The sequence below is a fragment of the Janthinobacterium sp. 61 genome (assembly GCF_002846335.1).
GTDB lineage: Bacteria > Pseudomonadota > Gammaproteobacteria > Burkholderiales > Burkholderiaceae_D > Janthinobacterium.
The window spans coordinates 4,513,118-4,536,135 of sequence record NZ_PJMQ01000001.1 but is presented as its reverse complement, the minus strand read 5'-3'; the positions used below and the strand labels follow the sequence as shown (position 1 = coordinate 4,536,135).

The 23,018-nt window shown below is 62.7% G+C and carries 22 protein-coding genes and 1 tRNA gene; 8 read left to right on the top strand and 15 right to left on the bottom strand.

Annotated features, from left to right (window positions below):
* Positions 1–69: 69 nt before the first annotated feature.
* Both CLU92_RS20530 and CLU92_RS20525 read right to left on the bottom strand, forming a co-directional pair.
* Positions 70–993 (bottom strand): MBL fold metallo-hydrolase, encoded by a 924-nt coding sequence (locus CLU92_RS20530; protein WP_101483397.1) that lies wholly within the window; start codon positions 991–993, stop codon positions 70–72.
* 8 nt (positions 994–1,001) lie between these two features.
* Positions 1,002–1,229, bottom strand: a complete 228-nt coding sequence (locus CLU92_RS20525; RefSeq protein ID WP_373918434.1) for a DUF1289 domain-containing protein — start codon at positions 1,227–1,229, stop codon at positions 1,002–1,004.
* A 279-nt stretch (positions 1,230–1,508) separates the two neighbouring features.
* Here CLU92_RS20525 and CLU92_RS20520 point away from each other — a divergent pair, with 279 nt between their 5' ends.
* Together CLU92_RS20520 and CLU92_RS20515 are read left to right on the top strand one after the other, a co-directional pair.
* Positions 1,509–1,922, top strand: a complete 414-nt coding sequence (locus tag CLU92_RS20520; RefSeq protein WP_101483396.1) for a CopG family transcriptional regulator — start codon at positions 1,509–1,511, stop codon at positions 1,920–1,922.
* A gap of 54 nt (positions 1,923–1,976) precedes the next feature.
* Entirely contained in the window at positions 1,977–3,239 is a 1,263-nt protein-coding gene (locus tag CLU92_RS20515; protein WP_257561135.1) for a PHB depolymerase family esterase, read from the top strand.
* On the opposite strand, the gene CLU92_RS20510 is transcribed toward CLU92_RS20515, so the two are convergent.
* The 3 genes from CLU92_RS20510 to CLU92_RS20500 all read right to left on the bottom strand — a co-directional run bounded on the left by CLU92_RS20510 (position 3,232) and on the right by CLU92_RS20500 (position 7,759).
* Positions 3,232–4,383, bottom strand: coding sequence for a two-component system response regulator (locus CLU92_RS20510; RefSeq protein WP_101483394.1), 1,152 nt, complete (start codon positions 4,381–4,383; stop codon positions 3,232–3,234). The genes CLU92_RS20515 and CLU92_RS20510 overlap by 8 nt on opposite strands.
* 31 nt (positions 4,384–4,414) lie before the next feature.
* A complete protein-coding gene (locus tag CLU92_RS20505) occupies positions 4,415–7,462 on the bottom strand; it encodes a response regulator (protein WP_101483393.1) in 3,048 nt (1,015 codons plus the stop codon).
* Between the two features lie 93 nt (positions 7,463–7,555).
* Positions 7,556–7,759, bottom strand: coding sequence for a cysteine-rich CWC family protein (locus tag CLU92_RS20500; protein WP_101483392.1), 204 nt, complete (start codon positions 7,757–7,759; stop codon positions 7,556–7,558).
* A 231-nt stretch (positions 7,760–7,990) separates the two neighbouring features.
* On the opposite strand from CLU92_RS20500, the gene argB reads away from it, so the two are divergent.
* The gene (gene argB / locus CLU92_RS20495; RefSeq protein ID WP_010393729.1) at positions 7,991–8,884 is read left to right on the top strand and encodes an acetylglutamate kinase; all 894 of its coding nucleotides are present in this window, start codon (positions 7,991–7,993) and stop codon (positions 8,882–8,884) included.
* Positions 8,885–8,949: 65 nt separating this feature from the next.
* Positions 8,950–9,024: transfer RNA gene (locus CLU92_RS20490), tRNA-Thr, on the top strand.
* Positions 9,025–9,167: 143 nt separating this feature from the next.
* Here CLU92_RS20490 and CLU92_RS20485 read toward each other — a convergent pair.
* Positions 9,168–10,037, bottom strand: a complete 870-nt coding sequence (locus tag CLU92_RS20485; protein WP_257561134.1) for a TraB/GumN family protein — start codon at positions 10,035–10,037, stop codon at positions 9,168–9,170.
* Positions 10,038–10,127: 90 nt separating this feature from the next.
* Between CLU92_RS20485 and CLU92_RS20480 the strand changes: the two genes are divergently transcribed.
* The 3 genes from CLU92_RS20480 (at position 10,128) to pabB (ending at position 13,397) form a co-directional block, all read left to right on the top strand.
* On the top strand, positions 10,128–10,862 hold the full coding sequence (locus CLU92_RS20480; RefSeq protein WP_101483390.1) for a pyrimidine 5'-nucleotidase: 735 nt from the start codon (positions 10,128–10,130) through the stop codon (positions 10,860–10,862).
* A 102-nt stretch (positions 10,863–10,964) separates the two neighbouring features.
* A complete protein-coding gene (slmA, locus tag CLU92_RS20475) occupies positions 10,965–11,540 on the top strand; it encodes a nucleoid occlusion factor SlmA (RefSeq protein WP_092798863.1) in 576 nt (191 codons plus the stop codon).
* A 21-nt stretch (positions 11,541–11,561) separates the two neighbouring features.
* Positions 11,562–13,397: an aminodeoxychorismate synthase component I gene (gene pabB / locus CLU92_RS20470; RefSeq protein WP_101483389.1), complete on the top strand. Its 1,836-nt coding sequence runs from the start codon at positions 11,562–11,564 to the stop codon at positions 13,395–13,397.
* On the opposite strand, the gene CLU92_RS20465 is transcribed toward pabB, so the two are convergent.
* Both CLU92_RS20465 and CLU92_RS20460 read right to left on the bottom strand, forming a co-directional pair.
* On the bottom strand, positions 13,394–13,753 hold the full coding sequence (locus CLU92_RS20465; protein ID WP_076565604.1) for a DUF1428 domain-containing protein: 360 nt from the start codon (positions 13,751–13,753) through the stop codon (positions 13,394–13,396). The two genes, pabB and CLU92_RS20465, sit on opposite strands and share 4 nt — an antisense overlap.
* Before the next feature lie 121 nt (positions 13,754–13,874).
* A complete protein-coding gene (locus CLU92_RS20460) occupies positions 13,875–14,471 on the bottom strand; it encodes a glutathione peroxidase (RefSeq protein WP_101484800.1) in 597 nt (198 codons plus the stop codon).
* Between the two features lie 176 nt (positions 14,472–14,647).
* Between CLU92_RS20460 and CLU92_RS20455 the strand changes: the two genes are divergently transcribed.
* On the top strand, positions 14,648–15,775 hold the full coding sequence (locus CLU92_RS20455; RefSeq protein ID WP_101483388.1) for a poly(3-hydroxybutyrate) depolymerase: 1,128 nt from the start codon (positions 14,648–14,650) through the stop codon (positions 15,773–15,775).
* A gap of 6 nt (positions 15,776–15,781) precedes the next feature.
* Here the strand turns inward: CLU92_RS20455 and gabD are convergent, their stop codons facing one another.
* The 7 genes from gabD to CLU92_RS20420 all read right to left on the bottom strand — a co-directional run bounded on the left by gabD (position 15,782) and on the right by CLU92_RS20420 (position 22,972).
* Positions 15,782–17,236 (bottom strand): NADP-dependent succinate-semialdehyde dehydrogenase, encoded by a 1,455-nt coding sequence (gabD, locus tag CLU92_RS20450; protein ID WP_101483387.1) that lies wholly within the window; start codon positions 17,234–17,236, stop codon positions 15,782–15,784.
* 92 nt (positions 17,237–17,328) lie between these two features.
* A complete protein-coding gene (locus CLU92_RS20445) occupies positions 17,329–18,171 on the bottom strand; it encodes a PPK2 family polyphosphate kinase (protein ID WP_101483386.1) in 843 nt (280 codons plus the stop codon).
* The gene (locus CLU92_RS20440; RefSeq protein ID WP_101483385.1) at positions 18,168–18,590 is read right to left on the bottom strand and encodes a CoA-binding protein; all 423 of its coding nucleotides are present in this window, start codon (positions 18,588–18,590) and stop codon (positions 18,168–18,170) included. Before CLU92_RS20440 ends, CLU92_RS20445 begins: the two co-directional genes overlap by 4 nt.
* Before the next feature lie 66 nt (positions 18,591–18,656).
* A complete protein-coding gene (locus CLU92_RS20435; protein ID WP_101483384.1) occupies positions 18,657–19,310 on the bottom strand; it encodes a bifunctional 2-keto-4-hydroxyglutarate aldolase/2-keto-3-deoxy-6-phosphogluconate aldolase in 654 nt (217 codons plus the stop codon).
* A 13-nt stretch (positions 19,311–19,323) separates the two neighbouring features.
* Positions 19,324–20,217: an SMP-30/gluconolactonase/LRE family protein gene (locus CLU92_RS20430; protein ID WP_101483383.1), complete on the bottom strand. Its 894-nt coding sequence runs from the start codon at positions 20,215–20,217 to the stop codon at positions 19,324–19,326.
* 14 nt (positions 20,218–20,231) lie between these two features.
* Positions 20,232–21,962 carry an L-arabinonate dehydratase gene (araD, locus tag CLU92_RS20425; protein ID WP_101483382.1) on the bottom strand — a complete coding sequence of 577 codons (1,731 nt, stop codon included), beginning with the start codon at positions 21,960–21,962 and terminating at the stop codon, positions 20,232–20,234.
* Positions 21,959–22,972, bottom strand: a complete 1,014-nt coding sequence (locus tag CLU92_RS20420) for a 2-dehydro-3-deoxygalactonokinase (RefSeq protein WP_101483381.1) — start codon at positions 22,970–22,972, stop codon at positions 21,959–21,961. Before CLU92_RS20420 ends, araD begins: the two co-directional genes overlap by 4 nt.
* Positions 22,973–23,018 lie beyond the last annotated feature (46 nt).

Genomic DNA, 23,018 nt, shown 5'->3' with positions numbered 1-23,018 from the left:
AGAAACACACTGAACGTTGATTATAGTGCAGAAAAAGTACGGTCGTGCTGAATTTATCGCCTATCCGTTTCAGCCCTCGTTAAGCAAGTACTCACCCTCAACACGCGCCGCTGCGGCTCTACATAGCTGCGCGACGGTCCACTCGGCCAGCGCGACCGCCTCCTGGCGCAGGAAGCGCCGGTTGGCCTCTACGAAGATGGGCATGCCGCGCAACAGCGCTGGTATTGCGGCGATGGCGATGCGCTGACGCTCCAGCAGCAAAAATTTCAGTAGCACCTTGACGGCATTCTGCGCATTGCGCACGGGATCGGAGGACAGGTAGTCGAGGCGCGAATAGGCGCGCTGCAGGGCGCCGGCGGCGTCCTGGAACGGTCGTCCGTGGCCGGGAATGACGACGCGCACGTCCAGGCTGGCGATCAGATCCAGGGTGGCGCGCGCCTCGCTGAAACCGGAGCGGCCGTCTAGCTCAGGGAAGATCACGCCGAAGCCGTTTTCCCACAGAGCGTCGGCGGAAATGAGGATGCCCTCGTCGGCACAATAAAAGATCAATGAATGCGGATCATGGCCGGGCGCGCCCAGTGCCTGCCAGCGCAGGTCGGCCAGGGTCAAGATGTCGCCGGGCGAAACAGTAGCGTCAAAGCCGAAGCGCGGACATTGCTGGCCCGTGGCCTGGAAACTGAGGGCATCGACATCCCAGCTGCGTACCTTGTCCGCTTCCGAGACGGGAATCGCCGTCTGGCAGCCGTATGCGGCTTGCAGCAGTGCGTTGCCGCCGCAATGGTCGGAGTGCAGATGGGTGTTGAACAGGCGGTCCAGCGGTCGCCCTTGCAAGCTATGGCGCAGCAAGGCCAGTGTTTGCGGCGCATGCGTGACATAGCCGCTGTCGATCAGGGCCGTGTCATCCCGGCCCTTGAACAGGATGTTGTTTGACGACAGCCAGCCGCGTTCGAACACCTGAATGGAATCGGGGAACAGCGCTGGCGATCGCGGCATGGGCTTCCTCAGTAGTCGGGCTCGAAGTCGAGCAAAGATTCGCGTCCCGGCAATTCGGCCCATACGGCGCGCTTGAAGTCGTCGTCAGCCTTGCTCCAGGCGATGATCTCGTCGAGCGTACGCATGCAGCCTTCGCACAAGCCGCTGTTGCGATTCATCTTGCACAGGCTGACACAGGGCGACGGTACCGGTGACGGCAGGGGGGGCGGAACGGCTGGCAGGGTATCGACCATCATGGAGCGGCATCGGTAAACATTAAAGCTTTCATTATGCCGCGAAACCATGCCGGCGAGTCGCTGCATCGCCATGCAATGGCTTTATCACCATATTTTTCACAATAAAACATAGTTAAAAAATCACTGTCGCACATTTATTTTAAGCCTCGTTTTCACTCTGAGCGGGCCTTGTCCTACACCCCGACCAGGCCAGATCCTGCTTGACTTGAGATATTTCACAACTATACTACCATCCATATAGATGGCAAATGGATGCCACATGGAGTTTTTTGGAGACTTATGGCCAAGCAAGACAGCAAGCCCAAAATTGGGGAATCCGAGAAAATCACGATCAATCTCGGTCTAATCGACCTGGGGCAGATCGATCTGCTGGTCCAGGAGGGATTTTATTCCAACCGCACGGATCTGATCCGTACGGCCATACGCAACCAGCTGGGTATCCACGCCGACGTGGTGAGACAAACCGTCGCCCGTAAAAGCCTGGTATTGGGCATGCAGCATTATTCGCGCGCCGACCTGGAAGCGATCCAGGCAGCCGGCCAGCGCCTGCAGATACAGGTGCTGGGACTGGCCAGCATCGCCAGCGACGTCTCCGTGGAATTGGCACTGGCCACCATCGAGTCGATCTTCGTATTAGGTGCCCTGCATGCCAGCACCGTCGTCAAGACGGCGCTCGCAGGGCGAATTCACTAGCGTATTGGTTTGCGGCGATGACCCGGCCGATGCGCGGCACCGTTAAGGATGGTCATGAAACTACCACTCAACATGTTGGCGCACATGCGCGCCGCAACCCGCAATCTGATGGGCCAAGGTCCCGCCGCCGCCACCGCAGCCATCCAGCAGGCGCTGTCTGCCGCCGGTCTGGCGCCGACGGCAGCGTCCACGCCAGCGCCTCCCATGCGTGATATCAATCCCCCGCCGACACCAGCGCAGGCCAGGGCCGAGCAGTCGCAAGCTGCCGCCGCGCCAGAGACGCCTGCCGCGCCACCCACGCCCGCGCAGGCGGCGCAGGACTTCGCGCAGGATTTCATGGCGCGCCTGGGCGTGCCCGCCGGCCTGGGCCAGCACGGCTTCGACATGCCCAGCTTCGACCTGCCGAATTTCCACACGCCCGGATTCAACGCGCCGGGCATCACGCCGGTGGAAATACCCGCTGGCGCGCAGTTCATCGACGGTGTGTACCGCAACCATGCGGGCACGCGTTCGTACAAACTGTATATCCCGAGCAGCTACCACGGCCAGGCCATGCCGCTGATCGTCATGCTGCACGGCTGTACGCAAAATCCCGACGATTTCGCCGCCGGTACACAGATGAACGCGCTGGCCGAAGAAAAGGAATGTTTTGTCGTCTACCCGGCGCAAACGCAGGGCGCCAACAGTTCACGCTGCTGGAACTGGTTCAATGCCATCGACCAGCAGCGCGACCAGGGCGAACCATCGCTGATCGCCGGCATCGCCCAGCAAGTCATCGACGACTACCCGGTGAATGAACGCGAAGTGTTCGTCGCCGGCTTGTCGGCGGGGGGCGCCATGGCCGTCATCGTCGGCACCCTGTACCCGGACTTGTTCGCCGCCGTCGGCGTGCATTCGGGCCTGCCCTTCGCCTCAGCTCAGGACTTGCCGTCGGCGCTGGCAGCCATGAAGGGCGGCGCCATGCCCAATGCCCAGCGCAAGGCGCCGGCGGGGGGCGTGCCCATCATCGTCTTCCATGGCGACCGCGACACCACCGTCAACCCGCGCAACGGCGATGAACTGATCGCCCAGGGCGTGCGCAGCCAGGCGGGCGGCAAAGCTGCCAGGGCCGACTCCATCGATGGCAGCGTGCCGAATGGCCACCGCTACACGCGCACCACGCACAGCCAGGCGGACGGCTCACCGCTGGGTGAACACTGGGTCATCCACGGCGCCGGCCATGCCTGGTCCGGCGGCAGCGGCAGCGGAAGTTATACCGACGGCAAAGGCCCGGACGCCAGCCGAGAGATGCTGCGCTTTTTCAAAACCGTCAGCTGATGTTTTCGGCGAAGGGCGCGATCTGCCGCTGCTTGTCGGCGATCTCGCACACGCCGTCGGCATAGCGGTCGGAGATGGCGATGAACTGCTCCTGGATTTCCAGGAAGGCGTCGACGATCTCGGCGTCAAAATGCGAGCCGCGCCCATCGACGATGATCTGCACGGCCTGCGCATGCTCCATGCCCTGCTTGTAGATGCGACGGCTGATCAGGGCGTCATACACGTCGGCCAGCGCCATCAGGCGCGCCGAAATCGGGATGGCTTCGCCAGCCAGCCCCTGCGGGTAGCCGCTGCCATCCCATTTCTCGTGGTGGCTGTAGGCGATCTCCTTTGCATACTTGAGGAAATCGACTTCGATGCCCAGCTCGTGTTCGGCCGCCAGGATGGCGTCGCGTCCCAGCGTGGTGTGCGTCTTCATGATGGCCATTTCGTGCGGTTCGAAACGCCCTGGCTTGAGCAGGATATGATCGGGGATGCCCACCTTGCCGATATCGTGCAGCGGCGCCGTCTTGAACAGCAGTTCGATATTCTTGTCCGTCAAAAAATCGCGGAAACGCGGCAAGCCGCGCACTTTCTCGGCCAGTGCCTTCAGGTAGTGCGAGGTGCGGCGGATATGGTTGCCCGTCTCGCTGTCGCGCGTCTCGGCCAGCGAGGCCATGGCGTGGATGGTGACGTCCTGCAGCGCCTTGACCTCCTGCACGCGGCGCTCCACTTCCGTTTCCAGGTACTGGTTCTGGTCGCGCAAAAAATCCTGCATCTGCTTCATCGCCAGCTGCGTCCTGATGCGCGCCAGCACGATGGGCGCCGAAATCGGCTTGGTGATGTAGTCGACGGCGCCCAGGGCCAGGCCCAGCTGCTCGTCGGCCACTTCGCTCATGGCGGTCACGAAAATCACGGGTATGCCGGCCGTGGCGGGATCGGCCTTCAGCGCGCGGCACACATCGTAGCCGCTCATGCCCGGCATCATGATGTCGAGCAGGATCAGGTCGGGCTGATCGCCGCCGGCGGCGATCTTCAGGGCGCGCTCGCCATTGACGGCGATCTTGGTGCGATAATCGTCTTCCAGCACCGCGCGCAGCAGGTCGATATTGTCTGGCGTGTCGTCGACCACCAGGATGGTTGGCTTGCTTGCCGGCGCTCTCATGCCCGTCCTTCGTTCTGCATATCTGTCCTTGTCACAGTGTCAGCTCCAGCGCTTCGGCCACCTCGCCCAGCTGCGCCAGCGCACCTTCGAAATCGTATTGTCCCAGCATGCGCTTCAATTGGCGCGCATGTTCCGCCTGCCCCGCCGCAACCAGTACGGGACCGATGCCGTCGAGGTGTTTGACGGCCTGCGCATCGTCCTGCAGCAGCAGTTGCGACAGTTCGCGCAAACCCGCTTCCAGGTGCGCCCGGTCGACCGGGGCCACTTGCGCCCCCGCCGCGCTGCCCGCCTCGGCCGCATTGCCGCGCGACTGCATGGCCAGCACGATCTTCGGCACCAGTTCGTCGAGCACCAGGGTGCAGGCAGCCAGGGCCTGCGGCAAGCCATCGTGCGAACCCAGGCTGAGCAGGTGCTCGACCCGCGCGGCGCTGTCGGCCAGGCCGCCGGCGCCAATATTGCCGGCCAGGCCCTTCAGGGTATGCGCTTCGCGGATCGCCGTCTCGAGCTGGTTGTTCTCGATAGCGGCGACGATGCGCTGCATGGCATCGAACTGGGTTTCCACAAAACGATCCAGCAATTTTCGCATCAAAGTGGCATTGCCTCCCACGCGCCGCATGGCTTCAGCCATTTTCAAGCCGGCGATCACGGGCAGCTCCGCTTCCGGCTGTGCCACCACCGCCGTCATTTCCTGCGGCGTGGCCGGCGCGATCCAGCGCGCCAGGGTACCGAACAGCTGCGCCACGTCGATCGGCTTGGCGATAAAATCGTTCATGCCGGCGTCCAGGCATTTTTCCTTGTCGCCCACCATGGCATTGGCCGTCATGGCGATCACGGGCAAATTCGAATAGCGGGGATCCTGGCGCAGTTTTCGCGTCGCCTGGTAGCCATCCATCACTGGCATCTGGCAATCCATCAATACGCCGTCATAAGCGTTTTCCTCGATCTTCGCCAGCGCGATGGCACCATTGCTGGCGATGTCGACACGGATGCCCGCATCGTTGAGAATATGCTGAGCCACTTCCTGGTTCACCTCATTATCCTCCACCAGCAGCAGCCAGGCACCGCGCAGGGCGCGTTCGTCGTCGCGGTAGCTGCTCTGGCGCTGCGTTTTGCGACTCTGCCCTGTCACGCCGCCAAACACGAACGATATCTGGTCGAGCAGGGTCGAGGCGCTGACCGGCTTGTTCAATACGCCATCGAGCGGCAACTCCCGCTGGCGCGCCGCCTCCAGCAGCGCTTCGCGATGGAAGGCCGTGACCATGATGCAGGCCGGCGTAGCATCGGTGCCGGCGGCATCGGCACGGATGCCGGCCAGGGTATCGAGGCCGTTCATGCCCGGCATTTTCCAGTCCATCAGCACTAGCCCGTAGGGGCGCCCCTCTGCGCGCGCCTGCGCCACGGCGCCGATGGCCAGCACGCCGCCAAACACGGCACGCGCCTCGAAGCCCAGCGCCGTCAGCATGCTGACGAAGATTTCGCGCGCACTGGGGTTGTCGTCGACCACCAGCACGCGCAGGCCATCAAACTGCTGTGGTACTGGCAAGCTATCGCGCGGCACGGCGGCCAGGCCGAAGCGGGCGGTGAAGAAAAAGGTGCTGCCCACACCCGCTTCGCTGACCAGGTCGATCTCGCCTTCCATCATTTCCACCAGGCGCTTGCTGATCGTCAGTCCCAGGCCCGTGCCGCCATGGTGGCGCGTTGTGGAGGTGTCGGCCTGGGTAAATGCCTGGAACAACTTGCTGCGCTGGGGCGGCGTCAGGCCGATGCCCGTGTCGCGCACATCGACACGCAGCACCGCCGCATGTTCTTCCAGCTGCTGCAAGCGGATGCTGACGACGATCTCGCCCTTGTCTGTAAATTTGATGGCATTGTTGGTCAGATTGATGAGTACCTGGCCCAGGCGCAGCGGATCGCCCTGCAATGCGTTCGGCACATCGTGGCCGATGTCGAACAGCAGTTCGAGTCCCTTGTCCTGGGCCCGCATCACGGAAAGGTCAGCGATCTGCGCCAGCACGTCCTCGAGGAAAAAATCGACTTTTTCAAAGGCCATCTTGCCCGCCTCGATCTTCGAGAAATCGAGGATGTCGTCGATGATGGCCAGCAGGTTCTTCGAAGCCGACTCCACCTTTTCCAGGTAATTGCGCTGGGTCGATGTGAGCTCCGTCTGCAGCGCCAGGTGGGTCATGCCGATGATACCGTTCATCGGCGTGCGGATCTCGTGCGACATATTGGCCAGGAAGTCCGACTTCATCTTGGTCGCATCCTCGGCCACTTCAACGGCATGGCGCAGGTCCTGCTCGACGGCCAGGCTGGTACTCATGTTTTTCAGCGCCTGCAGCAATTCGCCCGTCTCATCGCGCGACGTCACTTCGATGACGGAACTGAAGTCGCCGTTGGCCACGCGCGTAGCGATTGCAACCGCCTCGCCCAGCGGACGCGTGATCGAGCGCGCCGACCAGGCAAAGGCCAGGCCGATCAACAGGGCTGCCAGCCCGATGCCGCCCATCAGGATCAGCGATGTATCGATATCGTTGCGTATCCTGGCCGCGCTGTCGCGTATCAATTGCTGATGCAACTCATCGAGCTGCCCCACATACAGCAACACCTTTTCCAGCACCGGCAAGGTCTGCGTCTGCATGGCCTGCTCGGCGCGGGCATCCTCGCCGCGCTCGATCAGTTCGAACATCGCCTTGAGCGAAACATAGTAGTCGGCGCGTGCAAGATGCATCTGCTCCAGCAGGCGCCGTTCCTCGGGCCGCGCATCGAGACCATCGAGGATGCGCACCTGCTCATCGATGCCTTGCTTGATCGCTTCCAGGCGCGCCTGATTCTCCTGGCGCCGTGCCAGCTCGTGCTGGTTCGGCAGGTTGCCGATGCGCGTGGCCGCCTCGCGCGCCAGCCCATGGATCTTGCTGGTGGCCTTGGCGGCGACCCAGTCGCGCTGCAGGATATCGTCGGTCTCGGCGCGGATGGCATAGATGCGGCTGCCCGCCAGGACAATGACGACCAGCATCAACATGATCAAGATGGCATAACCGGCATTGATGCGCACGCCGATGCGGATATCCCTGAAGCGCATGACTTTCCTGTCAGAAATTCTTTAGAATCGAAGTCTGACCGTATTCCCCTACGGAAAGCAAGGTTTATTGCAAAGCAATTTGTACCGAAGCGCTTAATTGGTCGACGTGACCGCTTTTAGAGGAGGTGTCAGGGTGGCAATATGCGCTTGAAGGCAGGCCGGGCACCAGCAGCCGATGGCGCGACTACCGGGCACGGGCATGGCGGGCGGCAAGGCCGTGCACCAGCATGGTTCGCTGGTCTGCGGGGCAGTCTGGCCACACTGGAAGGTGGCGCCGCAGAGAGTGCACTGGCTCATGGCTGTGTTTGAATTGGCAAGTGTGTGTCATGCTGCACCGGGGTGCGACGCAGATGTAACTGGCAGTAAAAGGGCTGGCTGGCGAACATATCGGACCAGACTATAGGATCATCAGGGAAAATACAACAAGATCGCCCTATAATGCCTCCAAGATTTTCTTCTTCCCTGTAAAATCTCACAAATCTATTTTCCGGACTCGCCATGAATCAACTAGCTAACTTGAACCTGGACATGAATGACGACTTGACGGCGGTGTCGCCGCAAATCAAGGCGCAGATTCTGGCCGAGGCCCTTCCCTACATTCGCAATTTCCATGGCAAGACCATCGTCATCAAATACGGTGGCAATGCCATGACGGACGAACGCCTGAAGCACGGCTTCGCGCGCGACGTCATTCTGCTCAAGCTCGTCGGCATGAACCCGGTCGTGGTACACGGCGGCGGACCGCAGATCGACAACGCGCTGAAAAAGATCGGCAAGCAGGGCACCTTCGTGCAAGGCATGCGCATCACCGATGAAGAAACCATGGAAGTGGTGGAGTGGGTGCTGGGCGGCGAAGTACAGCAGGATATCGTCATGCTGATCAACCATTACGGTGGCCAGGCGGTCGGCCTGACGGGCAAGGATGGCGGCTTGATCCGCGCGCGCAAGATGCAGATGCCGGACCGCGAACATCCGGGCGAATTCCTCGACATCGGCTTTGTGGGCGAGATCGACGCGATCAACCCGGCGGTCGTCAAGGCGCTGCAGGACGACGCCTTCATCCCCATCATCTCGCCGATCGGTTTCGGCCAGGACGGCCAGGCCTACAACATCAACGCCGACGTCGTGGCGGGAAAAATCGCGGAAATCCTGAAAGCGGAAAAGCTGATCATGATGACCAACATCGCCGGCGTCCAGGACAAGCAGGGCAACCTAGTGACCGATCTGTCGGCGCGTGAAATCGACGAGATGTTCGCCGATGGCACGATCTCGGGCGGCATGCTGCCAAAGATCTCGTCCGCGCTCGACGCCGCCAAGTCCGGCGTGAACACGGTGCACATCATCGATGGCCGCATCGAACACTCATTATTGCTGGAAGTGTTGACCGAACAGGCTTTTGGTACTATGATCCGTTCGCACTAAAAAAATCGCAATGCATCACAGCGAGTAGTTTGGCGGCGCAGATCACCTGGCGCCGCTTTTAATTTGCCCTTGTAGCTCAGTGGTAGAGCACTCCCTTGGTAAGGGAGAGGCCACGTGTTCGATCCACGTCAAGGGCACCAGTATCCTTTCCCCGCAGCTGAAAAACTGTCCATGGCGGCGTTGTCCTTCCTCGCCGTACATTCGTACTGTCTTCGTCAGGACGCCTTGCCCTGAACACTTTTCCATCTGCTCTGCTATCTGTAGCCCGCATCTACTGCGCGTTTCAATACACCCGCTCGACCTTCAAACCCTTCTGACGCAACAAATCCGGCACGCTTTTCGTTCCGACCAGATGCAGCACGCCGATGGCGGCCAGGCTGTGCTTTTCGCGCGCCAGCAGCTTGGCGATGCCGTCGGCCAGGGCCGGGTTGCGGCCATCGAGCAGCACTTTTTGCACGAATTGCGCGGCGAACGAAGGGTCTGTTGCCGCTTTCGCAGCCAGCTTGTCAAAGGCGGCCGCGTCGGCCGTGCGCCAGGCGTTGGCGATCTCGCGCGCTTCCTGGCTTTGTTCCTGATCTTCGATCGACGCCACGCCGTCTTCCAGGAAGCGGCACTGGTCGACCGGCGACATGGCGCCAAACAGCGCCATCTGGCCTTCCATCGATTCGAGTTCCACCACGGGGATCTTGCGCGCCTTGGCCTGCTGCGACAGATAATTGTCCACCGCCAGGTCGGAGCGGTAGCCGAGGGTGGAAAATTCGCCGATGGCCAGCATGCTGGCCAGCATCCACGGCTTCATCGGCGCCACCGATTCGGCTGCAATGCCGTATTTTTGCAACAGCGGCGCCAAGCGCGGCGCCAGGGTCTGGCGGCAGTCAATCGGTACTTTGCTACCCGGTGCCTCCATGCCGTATTTCAGCACGGCGCCCAGTGCGGCGCGCGGATCGGCGCCGGGATCGATCTCCAGCGCCAGCGCCCCGGCGCCTTCCAATGCCTGCGTTACGGTCGGCTCCAGCGGATAAAAATCGGGCGCGCCCACATGGATGGTACCGAACAAATACAAGGTGTGGCTGGCATCCTGCACCTTGAACAGGGCGCCCCGGTTTTGCGCCACGGGCGGCGCTTCCGCCAAGGCAGCCTGCAACGGCAGCAAGAATAATCCGCAAAACATCACTATAATCTGGCGTCGCATGGTTTTCCTGATTGTTGAATTTTTCATCTTCTCTCGCTAGCAAAGACTCTTGTGCCTGTGTCCCATCTTAACCGCTCGTCGCCGGTGTGGCTGTTTGACCTCGACAACACGCTGCACAATGCCTCGCATGCCATTTTCCCCACCATCACGGCCAATATGAACACGTATATTGCCCGCGTACTGGGCGACGGCGTGACGCCAGCCGACGACGCCATCGTCAATGCGGCGCGCGCGGCCTACTGGCGCCGCTATGGCGCCACCTTGCTGGGCATGGTCAAGCACCATCAGGTGCAGGCCGCGCACTTCCTCCACGAGACGCATACCTTCGACGATTTGCGCGCCATGATACGCGCAGAGCGGGGGTTGGGGGCTTTACTCAGACGCCTGCCAGGCCGTAAAATTTTACTCACCAACGCGCCGCTGCGCTATTCGAGCGACGTGATGCGCCACCTGGGCCTGCGCCAGCACTTTGCGCAGCATATCGCCATCGAGGCGATGCATGTGCACCGCCAGCTGCGGCCCAAGCCATCGACCCTGATGCTGCGCAAACTGATGCGCAAGCACCAGATCCGCCCTGGCCGCTGCATCCTGGTGGAAGACACCCTGGCCAACCTGAAGGGCGCAAAAAGACTGGGCCTGCGTACGGCCTGGGTAACGCAATACCTGAAAATGGCCGATCCGATCGGCGTGGCGAAGTTGCCCAAGGCGTTAAATCGCCCCGCTTACGTCGATGTCAAAGTAAAATCTGTCCGGCATTTGGCACGCCGCCTTCACCGTCTGCGTTGAAGGGGACTCCTGCGCTTCCGGTTGACGCCGGAAGCCACACCGCTAGCGGCGGTGACGGACCTCCCCATCAAGGCAGCATTTTTTTTAACGACAAGAGAAAATATGGCAAGCACACCGCCGGGCCAACGCAGGCTACAAATTCTTCAGGCCCTCGCCGCAATGCTGGAGCAGCCGAAAGGCGAAAAGATCACTACTGCCGCACTGGCGGCCAGACTGGCCGTGTCGGAAGCGGCCCTGTACCGACATTTCGCCAGCAAGGCGCAAATGTTCGAAGGGCTGATCGAATTCATCGAGTCGAGCGTCTTCGGGCTAATCAACCAGATCGCGGACAAGCACAGCGACGGCATGACGCAGACGCGCGACATCATCGGCATGCTGCTCAATTTTGCCATCAGCAATCCGGGCATGACGCGCGTGCTAATCGGCGATGCGCTGGTCAATGAGGACGAGCGCCTGCAAGTACGCATGAACCAGTTCTACGACCGCGTGGAACTGGCGCTCAAGCAGGCCTTGCGCGTGGCCGCCGCCGAAGGCCATGGCAAGGAAAGCGAAGTGGCGGCGCGCGCCACCCTGATCGTCAGCTTCGTCATCGGACGCTGGCACCGCTACGCCAAGAGCGGCTTCAAGATCAATCCATCCCAGGAAGCGGCGCTGCAAATCGCCATGCTGCTGGGGTAAGTCACCGCCGCGGCTGTCACCATGCATACCGACTGTTTCGCCCTGCTCGACGACGCCAGCACCCCGGGCGCCGGTTCGCGCCTGTACACGGGCCTGGCGGCGGTCTTGCGGTGTACCGAGGGGGAACAGTGGCCGGCCCTGCTCCAGGGGCTGCAAGGGGCGTTAGAACGCGGCCAATACGCCGTCAGCGTGTGCAGCTACGAGCTGGGTGCGCATTTGCTGGCCATGCCGCCACGCGCGGCCATCTCCGGCGCGCCGCCACTGGCGCAAGTACTCGTCTTTGACCAATGCACGCAGCTGTCGCAGGACGAGGTGGCACGGTGGCTGGACGAACGCGTCCGCGCGGACGCCGCGCCGGCCGGCGTGGCCGATATACACGCGAATGTGGATCAAGCCGAATTCACCCGCGCGCTGCACCGCATCCACGACTACATCGTGGCAGGCGACACCTACCAGGTCAACTATACGTATCGTTTGCGCTTCGACGCCTTCGGCTCGCCCCTGGCACTGTATGCGCGGCTGCGTGCGCGCCAGCCCGTACCCTACGGCGCGCTGGTGATGCTGCCCGATGGCGGCGCACTGCTGTCACTGTCGCCGGAGCTGTTCGTGCGCCATGCGCAAGGCGAGCTGACGGCGCGTCCCATGAAAGGCACGGCGCCGGCCGCCCCTGCGGATCAAGTGGCAGAGAACGCGCGCCGCGCCAGCGCCCTGGCCAATGATCCAAAGAATCGCGCGGAAAACCTGATGATCGTTGACCTGCTGCGCAACGACATCGGCCGCATCGCCGTCACGGGGTCCGTCAAGGTACCGGCCCTGTTCGAGGTCACGCGCTACAGCAGCGTGCTGCAAATGACCTCCACCGTGCAGGCGCGCTTGCGCGTAGATGCCAGCCTAGCCGATATTTTCCAGGCCTTGTATCCATGCGGCTCAATCACGGGCGCGCCAAAACGGCGAACCATGGAAATCATCGCCGAATTGGAGGGGGCGCCACGCGGCATCTATACGGGCGCCATCGGCTGGTTCGATCCGCCCGCCGCCGGCGCTGCCCACGCGGTGGGTGACTTCTGCATGTCCGTACCGATCCGCACGCTGGCGCTGCAGGCACCCGGGACGAACGGCATCCGGCGCGGCGAGATGGGCGTGGGCGCCGGCATCGTGCTCGACAGCGACCCGCAGGAGGAATTTGCGGAGTGTCAGCTCAAGGCCCGCTTCCTGACGGGGCTGAGCAACGACTTCGAACTGTTCGAGACCCTGCATGCCAGCCGTGCCGGTGGCTGCCGCCAGCAGGAGCGCCATCTGGCACGCCTGGCCGCCTCCAGCGCCTACTTCGATTTCGCCTGGGATGACAACGCTGCACGCATCGCACTGCAGGCGGCCTGCGCGGCACGCCCCGACGATGCCCCTTTCCGCCTGCGCCTGGCGCTGCGCCAGGATGGCCAGTTTACGGTGCAAAGCGGCACGCTGGCCCCCTTGCCAGCCACGGTCAATGTCATGCTGGCGCCTGACCCCACGATGGCAAACGACCTGTTCCTGCGCCACAAGAGCAGCGTGCGCGCGCACTACGATGCAGCCTGGCGCGCGGCCGAGGCGCAAGGCGGCTTCGACATGCTGTTCTTTAACGAGCGGGGTGAGCTGACCGAGGGCGGACGCAGCAATGTCTTCATCCGGCTCGATGGCCGCTGGCATACGCCGCCCCTGTCCTGCGGCCTGCTGCCTGGCGTGCAACGCGCGGCCATGCTGGCCGATCCCGCCTGGGATGCGCAGGAAACCATCATTACGCGCGCCATGCTGGCGCAGGCAGAGGCGATTGTCGTGTGCAATGCGCTGCGCGGGGCGTTGCCGGCAGAAATTATTTAAAGATCCACACGCATTTCATAACCACCATAGATCATCCGCTTGCCATCGAACGGCAGCTTGGCCGGATCCATCATCTCGGCCAGGCGGGGGTCTTTCATGACCTTGTCGTTGATTTCATCGCGCTTCGCGCGCGACTCATACACGATCCATGAAAACACCACCACTTCGCCATCCTGCAAGTCCACCGCCTGCGGGAACGAGGTCAGCTTTCCGGGTTTGACGTCGTCGCCCACGCATTCGCGAAATTCAAGCGCGCCATATTCGCGCCAGACGGCGCCGCAGGCGCGCGACATGGCCAGGTAAGCATCGAGCTTGGCTTTCGGTACGGGCACCACAAATCCATCGACATACGCCATGATGTTCTCCTTGATGGTTGTTTTGACAAACACGAACAACCAGCTTAGGACAATGATGGGAAGGCGACAAGCACGGCATTAAAAAAAAGCAGGCATTCAAGCCTGCTTGTGTATCGGCAACTTACATCGCCAGCGCTTTTTCCACCGCGCCAACCAGCTTCTTGTCGTCCGGCGTCACCTTGCTGGGGAAGCTGTCGACGACCTTGCCATGGCGGTCGATCAGGTATTTATGGAAATTCCAGGCCGGCGTCTTGCCCGTTTGCTTGATCAGATCCACGTATAGCGGATTCGGCGTGGGGCCGGAGACCACCGATTTGGCGAACATGGGGAACTTCACGCCGTAGGTGTTGTAGCAGAAATCGGCGATTTCCTTGCTATTGCCGGGTTCCTGCTTGCCAAAATCGTTCGACGGGAAACCCAGCACCACCAGGCCCTTGCTGCCGTACTTCGCGTACAGCGCTTCGAGCCCTTCGTATTGATTGGTAAAACCACAATAACTGGCCGTATTCACGACCAGCACGACCTTGCCCGCGTACTGGCACAGATTTTGCGGTACTTCATCCTGCAAGCGCTTGAATGTCTGCTTGAGGATGGCAGGACAAGCGGCCGCTGAAGCACTCGTGGCAGCAGCGGCTTCAGCAGCATGGGCTGGCACGGCCAGGGCGGAACTGGCGGCAAGGGTGGTCAGCGCGAAGAGCTGGGCAAGGGTCTTGGACATGAAGGGCACCATGGTCGAAAAGGAAAAAAACCATTCTATGTCAAACGCCGCGCACGCGTATGATGGCCACAACCACTGCAATTGCTTGACCGGCATCAAGAACGGTGCAGTACTTGCCCAACACACAGTTTTTTTACCTATGCTCGGCCTTCCTGCCCTTGCCCTGTGGAGTAGCCATGCCCTTCCCGCAACTGACCGCATTACCCACCACCCTGCTGGCCGCCAGCCTGCTCATCCTGGCGCCAGACGGCGCATCCGCCGCCACGGCCGTCAAGACAGTCAAGACGGGCACCGCGAGCAAAGACGCCCCCGCCCTGCCCGCCTACCAGGCTGACCTGAGCCAGACCACCGTATCGGGCCTGTCCTCGGGCGGCTTCATGGCGGCGCAATTTGCCGTCGCCTACTCGGCCACCGTCGCCGGTGCCGGCATCATCGCGGGCGGCCCGTATTTCTGTTCGGGCCAGCCGGGCCGCTTCCCCTACATTCCCTATCTGACGAATGCCCTGAGCACCTGCATGAATCCCGGCAGCGCGCAGGTGGCGCCGCCTGTCGCCAGCGAATTGCTGCGCGCGGCCAACGACTTCGCGCGCGCCCGTCTCATCGACGACACGGCCAACCTGAAACGCCAGCGCATCTATCTTTTCAGCGGAACGAAAGACCAGACCGTGACGCGGCCGGTAGTGGAGCAGGTGGGAAAATTCTATGCATTGGCGGGCACGCCGGCGGCGCAGATCCGCTTCGTCGACACGCTAGTCGCAGGCCACGCCATCTTGACCGACAGCCAGCAGGACAAGCCCTGCGCCGTGACGGAGTCGCCCTTCATCAACGACTGCGACTACGTGCAGGCGCGCGACATCCTGCAGCACCTGTACCCGGACCTGCAGCCCTCGTCGAGCACCCTGAGGGGCAAGCTGATCGCCTTCAATCAGCGCAGCTTCATCCAGAACGCGTACTCCAGCATGAACAATACAGGCTACGCCTACATCCCGAAAGCCTGCGACAGCGAGAGCTGCCGCGTGCATGTGGTCTTCCACGGCTGCCTGCAAACGACGCAAGCGATCGGCGACCGTTTCTATACCAGCACCGGCTACAACCAGGTGGCGGATGCCAACAAGATCATCGTGCTGTATCCGCAAGCCGAACCGAGCCCCGTCTACCCGTACAACCCGAAAGGCTGCTGGGATTTCTGGGGCTACACCAGCATCAATCCGATCGACCCGGATTTTTACCGCAAGAGCGGCACGCAGATGGAGGCGGTCAAGGGCATGCTGGACCGCCTCGCCGCGCGCCGCGGCTCACGCTAGGATGCCTTAGATGCCGCCCATGCAGATGTACTTGATAACGAGATAATCCTCGATACCGTAGGTCGACCCTTCACGGCCCAGGCCCGATTGCTTGACGCCGCCGAAGGGCGCGATCTCGTTCGAGATCAGGCCCGTGTTGACGCCAACCATACCCGTTTCCAGGCCTTCTGCCACGCGCCAGATGCGGCCGATGTCGCGAGAATAAAAGTAGGCGGCCAGGCCGAATTCCGTGTTGTTGGCCAGGGCGATGACTTCATCGTCCGTCTTGAAACGGAACAGGGGCGCCAGCGGGCCGAAGGTTTCTTCCGTCGCCACGCGCATGTCGTTCGTCACATCGGCGATGATGGTCGGCTCGAAAAAGCCGTTGCCCAGCGCATGACGCTTGCCGCCAGCCAGCAGGCGGCCGCCCTTGGCCAATGCATCGGCCACGTGCTCTTCCACCTTGGCGACGGCCTTGCCATCGATCAGCGGGCCTTGCGTCACGCCCGCCTCGATGCCATTGCCGACCTTCAGCTTGGCCACGGCGGCCACCAGCTTTTCGGCAAACGCGTCATACACGCTGTCCTGCACGTACAGGCGATTGGCGCAGACGCAAGTCTGGCCCGCGTTGCGGTATTTCGAGGCGATGGCGCCTTCCACGGCCGCGTCCAGGTCGGCGTCGTCAAAGACGATGAACGGCGCATTGCCGCCCAGTTCCAGCGACAGCTTCTTGATCGTCGGCGCGCATTGCTCTGCCAGCAAGCGGCCCACCTGAGTCGAGCCCGTAAACGTCAGCTTGCGCACGATAGGGTTCGACGTCATTTCGCCGCCGATGTCTTTCGGCGCACCCGTGACGATGCTGAACACGCCTGCAGGCACGCCCGCGCGCTCGGCCAGCACGGCCAGCGCCAGCGCCGAAAACGGCGTTGCTTCAGCCGGTTTCAAGACCATCGGGCAGCCGGCGGCCAGGGCCGGACCGACTTTGCGGGTGATCATGGCGGCGGGGAAATTCCATGGCGTGATGGCGGCGCACACGCCGATCGGCTCCTTGGTGATGACCAGGCGGCGGTCAGGCCATGGCGATTGCAGGGTATCGCCCGCGACGCGCTTGCCTTCTTCGGCAAACCACTCGATGAACGAGGCGCCGAACTGCACTTCGCCCTTCGCTTCCGGCAACGGCTTACCCTGCTCGGTGGTCATGATCAGCGCGAGGTCGTCGGCGTTTTCCAGGATCAGGTCATGCCAGCGGCGCAGCACGGCCGCGCGCTCCTTGGCCGTCTTCTTGCGCCAGGCAGGCCAGGCGGCATTGGCCGCCTCGATGGCGCGGCGCGTCTCGGCTGCGCCCATCAGGGGCACCGTGCCGATATGCTCGCTGGTGGCGGGATTGCTCACATTAATCGTCTGGCCACCATCGGCATCTGCCCAGGCTCCATTCACGTAAGCCTGGTGACGCAACAAGGTAGGATCTTTCAACTGCAGCATATGGATCTCCGGTCTGGTTTGAATTATCGACGAGGGATACTATGCCACAGCGCGGCCGATTCCGCAGGCGCAGCGCTGAACTGCCCTCAGCTCTACTCGACCTTGAAAGACGACAGTTTCGGGTCCGGCGCCGGGTATTCCAGCTTCATGCCCTGCAGGGTTTCCAGCAGCAGGGAGGCGACCACCAGGTTGCGCTGGGTCTTGGAATTGGACGGCACCACGTACCACGGCGCGTGATCGGCATCCGTCTCGCGGATCGCCGTTTCATAGGCGCGCTGGTAGCCATCCCACTTCTTGCGCTGGGCGATATCGTTGGGATCGAACTTCCACTGGCGGTCTGGATCGTCGAGCCGCTCCTGCAGCCGTCCGCGTTGCTCGTCCTTGGAGATATGCAGGAAGACTTTCAGGATGACGGTGCCCGTTTCGCTCAGCATGCGCTCGAAATCGCGGATCTGCGCGTAGCGGCGCTGGCATTCGGCCTTGTCTATCATGTCCTGCACGCGCGTGATCAGTACATCTTCATAATGGCTGCGATTGAAGATGGCGATCTCGCCCTTGACGGGCACCTGCTGGTGCACGCGCCACAGGTAATCGTGCGCCAGTTCGATATCGGTGGGGCCCTTGAACGCCACGGCGCGAATGCCCATCGGGTTGATATTGCTGAAGATGGCCTTGACGGTACCATCCTTGCCCGACGTGTCCATGCCCTGCAGGACCAGCAGCACCTTTTTCTTGTGCTGCGCATACAGCATGCTCTGGCACTCGGCGATCTGCGCCGTCAGCGCCACGGTTTCCTCGCGGTCCAGGGCCTTGCACTGGGCTGGCGTCAGCTTCTTGTTCGCCGCCTTGGTGGCGGCGCCCAGCAGGCGCTTGCCGGCGAATTCCTCGTTCAGCTCAAAGCCCTGCCCGGCACGAAATTGCGTGCGCGCCTTCATGCCGCCACCGCCAGCTTGCGGTGCTCGATTTTTGTGCAATGGTCCATCACCACGTCCAGGCCCGCCGCCCGCGCCAGCTGCGCCGCCTCTTCATTGACGACGTCGAGCTGCAGCCACAGGCAGCCGGCCTTGACGGCAACGGCTTCCACGGCGATGGGCAGAATATCTGCCGACTTGCGGAAGCAGTCGACGATGTCGATGCGCGCCGGCGCAACAGCCGCCGCAGCCTCCGTCAGGGTGGCGTAAGCGCGCTGCCCCAGCACGTCGTGCCCTGCGATTGCCGGATTGACGGGCAACACGCGGTAGCCATGCTGCAACAGGTAATCTGCCACTTCATGGCTGGCGCGTTCGGGCTTGTCGGACATGCCGACGATGGCGATGATGCGGCTCTCTTGCAGGATGCGGGCGATGTTGGGCATATTCTGGTCATGGTTAGGCGTGCGACATTGCCCGCCTAGCGTAGCAGAATTATCCCGCTGCGGGAGCTAGCCAGAAGATCTAGCCGTGCGCACCAACGCCATCTTTGCCACGAAGGCCTGTGCGCGCGCCGTCACTGCCGCATAGTCTCCCGTGGCGCCCGGTCCACTCAGGCTGCTGCCGATACCCACGGCCACGGCACCGCTGGCAAACCATTCCTGCAGGTTCTCCACCGTCACGCCGCCGGTCGGCATCAATGGCGCTTGCGGCAAGGGGGCGCGCAGGGCCTTGATGTAGGCGGGGCCGAACATCTCGGCGGGGAAAACCTTGACGATATCGGCGCCCGCCTGCAGGGCCGTGACGATTTCCGTCGGCGTCATCGCCCCCGGCATGGCCAGCACCTGGTAGCGCTGGCACAGCGCGATGGTTTCCACGTTCACGCCGGGCGAAATGATGAACTGGGCGCCGGCCAGGATGGCGGCGCGCGCCGTCTCGGTATCAAGCACCGTGCCCGCACCCAGCAGCACGTCATGACCATGGCGTTCCCGCAGGGTGCGCAACACGCCCAGGGTATCTGGCGTCGTGAAGGCCACTTCCAGCGCCGTGATACCGCCGGCGATGCATGCCTCGGCGATCTGCACGGCCGCCTGCGCCGAAGGTGCGCGTACGATGCCCACCATGCCCCGTTCAATAATGCCCTCAAAAACCGTGTGCTTTTGCATATGCTATCTCCTGTCAGGCCGGCAGGGCGCCAAAGCGCACTTCCGGCAAACCGCGCACATCCACCTGGCGCGCATGAAACAATCCACCGGCCAGCGGTTCGCTCGCCAGCTGCGCCGGCGTCAAACTCTCCTGAGCGGTGGTGACGAACAATTCGTCGTAGTGGGGCCCACCCAGGCTCACGCAGCTGGGCTGCGACACGGGCAAGGTGATCGCGCGCTCGACGCTGCCGTCCGGCGCGAAGCGCAAGACCGTACCGGCGCCCCACTGCGCGCTCCACAGGTGGTCATCCGCATCGATGGTGGCGCCGTCGGCGGCGCCGGGCCCCGGCTCGAGCACGGCAAACACGCGCACCCGGCTGGCATCGCCCCCAAGGTAATCATCCCAGCGGTAGATCGCCTTCTTCATCGAGTCGCAAAAGTACATGGCCGTGCCATCGACGCTGAAGCAGATGCTGTTCGAGATGGCGATCTGCGGCAGCGGCAAGCATTCCAGGCTCAGGTCCAGGTTGAGGCGGTAGAAGCTGGCGATGGCATCGCGGCACGGGCGCTCATCGAGCGTGCCAAAGACAAAGCGTCCCTGGCGGTCGCAGCGGCCATCGTTCAGGCGCGTCATGGGCAAGTCCGCCTCCACCGTGTGCAGGAGCGTGACGGCGCCGCTGCGCGCGTCAAACCAGGCCAATCCGGTGGCAAGTCCCAGCAGCAGCACGTCGTCGCTGGCCGTCAGCGCAAAGCACGCCAGGCGCTCGGGCATGGCCCAGCTCCGGCGCTCCCCCGTGGCCAGCACCAGCGCATGCAGCTGGCAGCCTTCGATATTCGTCCAGAAAACGCGACCGCTGCGTTCGCACCAGCGCACGCCCTCGCCCAGGAAGTTCTGCGCATCGACCAGTAATTGGGCCCGTGTCCCCATATCTGCTCCTTCTTTCAATGTGACTCACGCGGCACGGCAGAACCGCGGCAACCAACGAGGAAGTCGAGGTCCGCGCCTTCGTCGGCCTGCGTCACGTGCTTGATGTACATAGCCTGGTAGCCGCCCTTCATGGCCGGCTGAGGTGCGCTCCATTCTGCACGCCGGCGCGCCAGCTCGGCCTCGTCGACGTCCAGGTGCAAACGCCGTCCCGCCACGTCCAGTTCAATCATGTCGCCATCGCGCACCAGTGCCAGCGGGCCGCCCACGGCCGCTTCCGGCGCCACGTGCAGTACCACCGTACCGTAGGCAGTACCGCTCATGCGCGCGTCCGAAATGCGCACCATGTCGCGGACACCCTGCTCCAGCAGTTTTTTCGGCAGTCCCATATTGCCCACTTCAGCCATGCCCGGATAGCCCTGCGGGCCGCAATTCTGCAGCACCATCACGCAGCTGGCATCGATATCGAGCGCAGGATCGTCGACGCGCTTTTTGTAATGCTCGATGCTGTTGAAGACGACGGCGCGGCCACGGTGCTGCATCAGTTCCGGCGAGGCGGCGGACGGCTTGATGACGGCGCCGCGCGGGGCCAGGTTGCCATGCAGGACGGCGATGCCGCCCTCGTCCTTGAAAGGCTGCGCCAGCGGTGTGATCACTTCGGGATTGAAATTTTCCGCTTCGGCCACGTTGACGGCCATGCTGGCGCCCGTGACGGTAAGCGCCTCGCCATGCAATTTGCCCAGCAGGTCGCGGATGATCACCGGCAGGCCGCCCGCATAGTAAAAATCTTCCATCAGGTACTGGCCCGACGGCATCAGGTTCAGCAAACAAGGAATGTCGCGGCCCAGGCGGTCCCAGTCGCCAAGGCGCATGTCCACGCCGATGCGCCCGGCAATGGCCAGCAGGTGGATCACGGCATTGGTAGAGCCGCCGATGGCGCCGTTGACCATGATGGCGTTTTCAAACGCGTCGCGCGTGAGGATCTGCGACAGTTTCAGGTCTTCATGCACCATGTCGACGATGCGCCGCCCCGTCAGCTGCGCCTGCAGCTTGCGGCGCGCATCGACGGCGGGGATGGCGGCGTTGCCGGGCAAGGTCACGCCCAGCGCCTCGACCATGCTGGCCATGGTGGACGCCGTGCCCATGGTCATGCAGTGGCCGGCGGAGCGCGACATGCACGATTCGGCCTGCTTGAATTCGTTTGATGTCATGCGCCCGGCGCGCACGTCTTCGGAAAACTTCCACACATCCGTGCCCGAGCCGATCGGTTTTCCGCGGTAATTGCCGTTCAACATGGGGCCGCCCGACAGCACGATGGTGGGCAAGTCCACGCTGGCCGCGCCCATCAGCAAGGCCGGGGTGGTCTTGTCGCAGCCCGTCAGCAGCACCACGCCGTCGATCGGGTTGGCGCGTATCGATTCCTCGACATCCATGCTGGCCAGGTTACGAAACAGCATGGCCGTCGGGCGCAGATTCGTCTCGCCCAGCGACATCACGGGGAATTCGACGGGAAAGCCGCCCGCTTCGAGCACGCCGCGCTTGACCATCTCGGCCAGGTCGCGGAAATGGCCATTGCAAGGTGTCAGCTCGGACCAGGTATTGCAAATGCCGATGACGGGACGGCCATCGAAAGCGTCACTGGGATAGCCCTGGTTCTTCATCCAGCTGCGGTGAATAAAACTGTCCTTGTCGTCGCCGCCAAACCACGCTTGCGAACGCAAGGGACGCTTGTTCTTGTTGTCACTCATACTGTCTCCTGCGGGGAAATCAAGCCGCGCGCGGCGGCGATCAGCAGCGCACCGTGACCGGCCAGATAATCCTGCTGCTGGTCGTCGACGATGATGCGCTTGCCATAAAAAAATCCGTGTTCTTCGATCAGCAGCCCGAGCGCCTGGCGCAACATGGGCTTGCCGGTAATGACGAGCGGTGTATCGGGCCGCATCTGGATGGCGGTACTGTTGCGCAGTGCCAGCAAGTCGCCGCTGAGGACGGCGCCCATCAAAAAATTGGCCCGCTCATTGCATTCGACGGCGCTGAACTGGCCCAGGGTGCGCACGCTGAAGCAGGCGCGCGCCAGCCCTGTTTTTTGCGCCGCAGCCGCGCCGGCCAGCAGCATTTTCGGCACCAGGGTCTGGGCAAAACCGCCATCGACCGATTGCTTGATCAGCGTGTGCTGCGTGATTGCCTGCAGCAGCTCGCCAGCGATGGTGGTGCTGCAGCCGAGGATGCGGCGCTGCTCGTCCACGCTGATCAATTTGGTATGCGAACCGGGCATGATCAGGGTCGCCGCGCCCCGCAGTTGCAGGCGCTCGAGCAGCGCGATAACTTCCGTCTCTTCGCCGCGCATCATGTCCATCGCTTCGACGTTATGCAGGCCGACGGCGCCATGCTGGTTGCGCACGCCGGGGATCAGCCACAGGGGCTGCGCCAGCACGTCGGGCAAGTCCACCGCCAGCATGCCTTGCGCCAGCTGGGCCAGGCCGGCGGGCGCCGGCAAATGCGGCACTTCCTTCACCCCCATGGGTGAGGTGATCATGCCCGAGGCCAGCGCCAGGTCAACCTCGGACGGCGCAATGCCCGCGCTGGCCAGCACGCTGGCGATGGTGTCGCGCAGCGCCTGTTTCAGCGCGCCGTTATGGCCGTCGATGGCGGTATTGCGCACGCCCGTTTCCAGCTGCGCCTGGGCGACGACGGCGCCCGCGCGCCACAGCAAGGTACGCGTATTGGTGGTGCCGGCATCGATGGTGAGTATGTTCATGGGCAGGTTCGCAGCGTTGGTAAGGGCAAAAATAAATGAGGGAAAA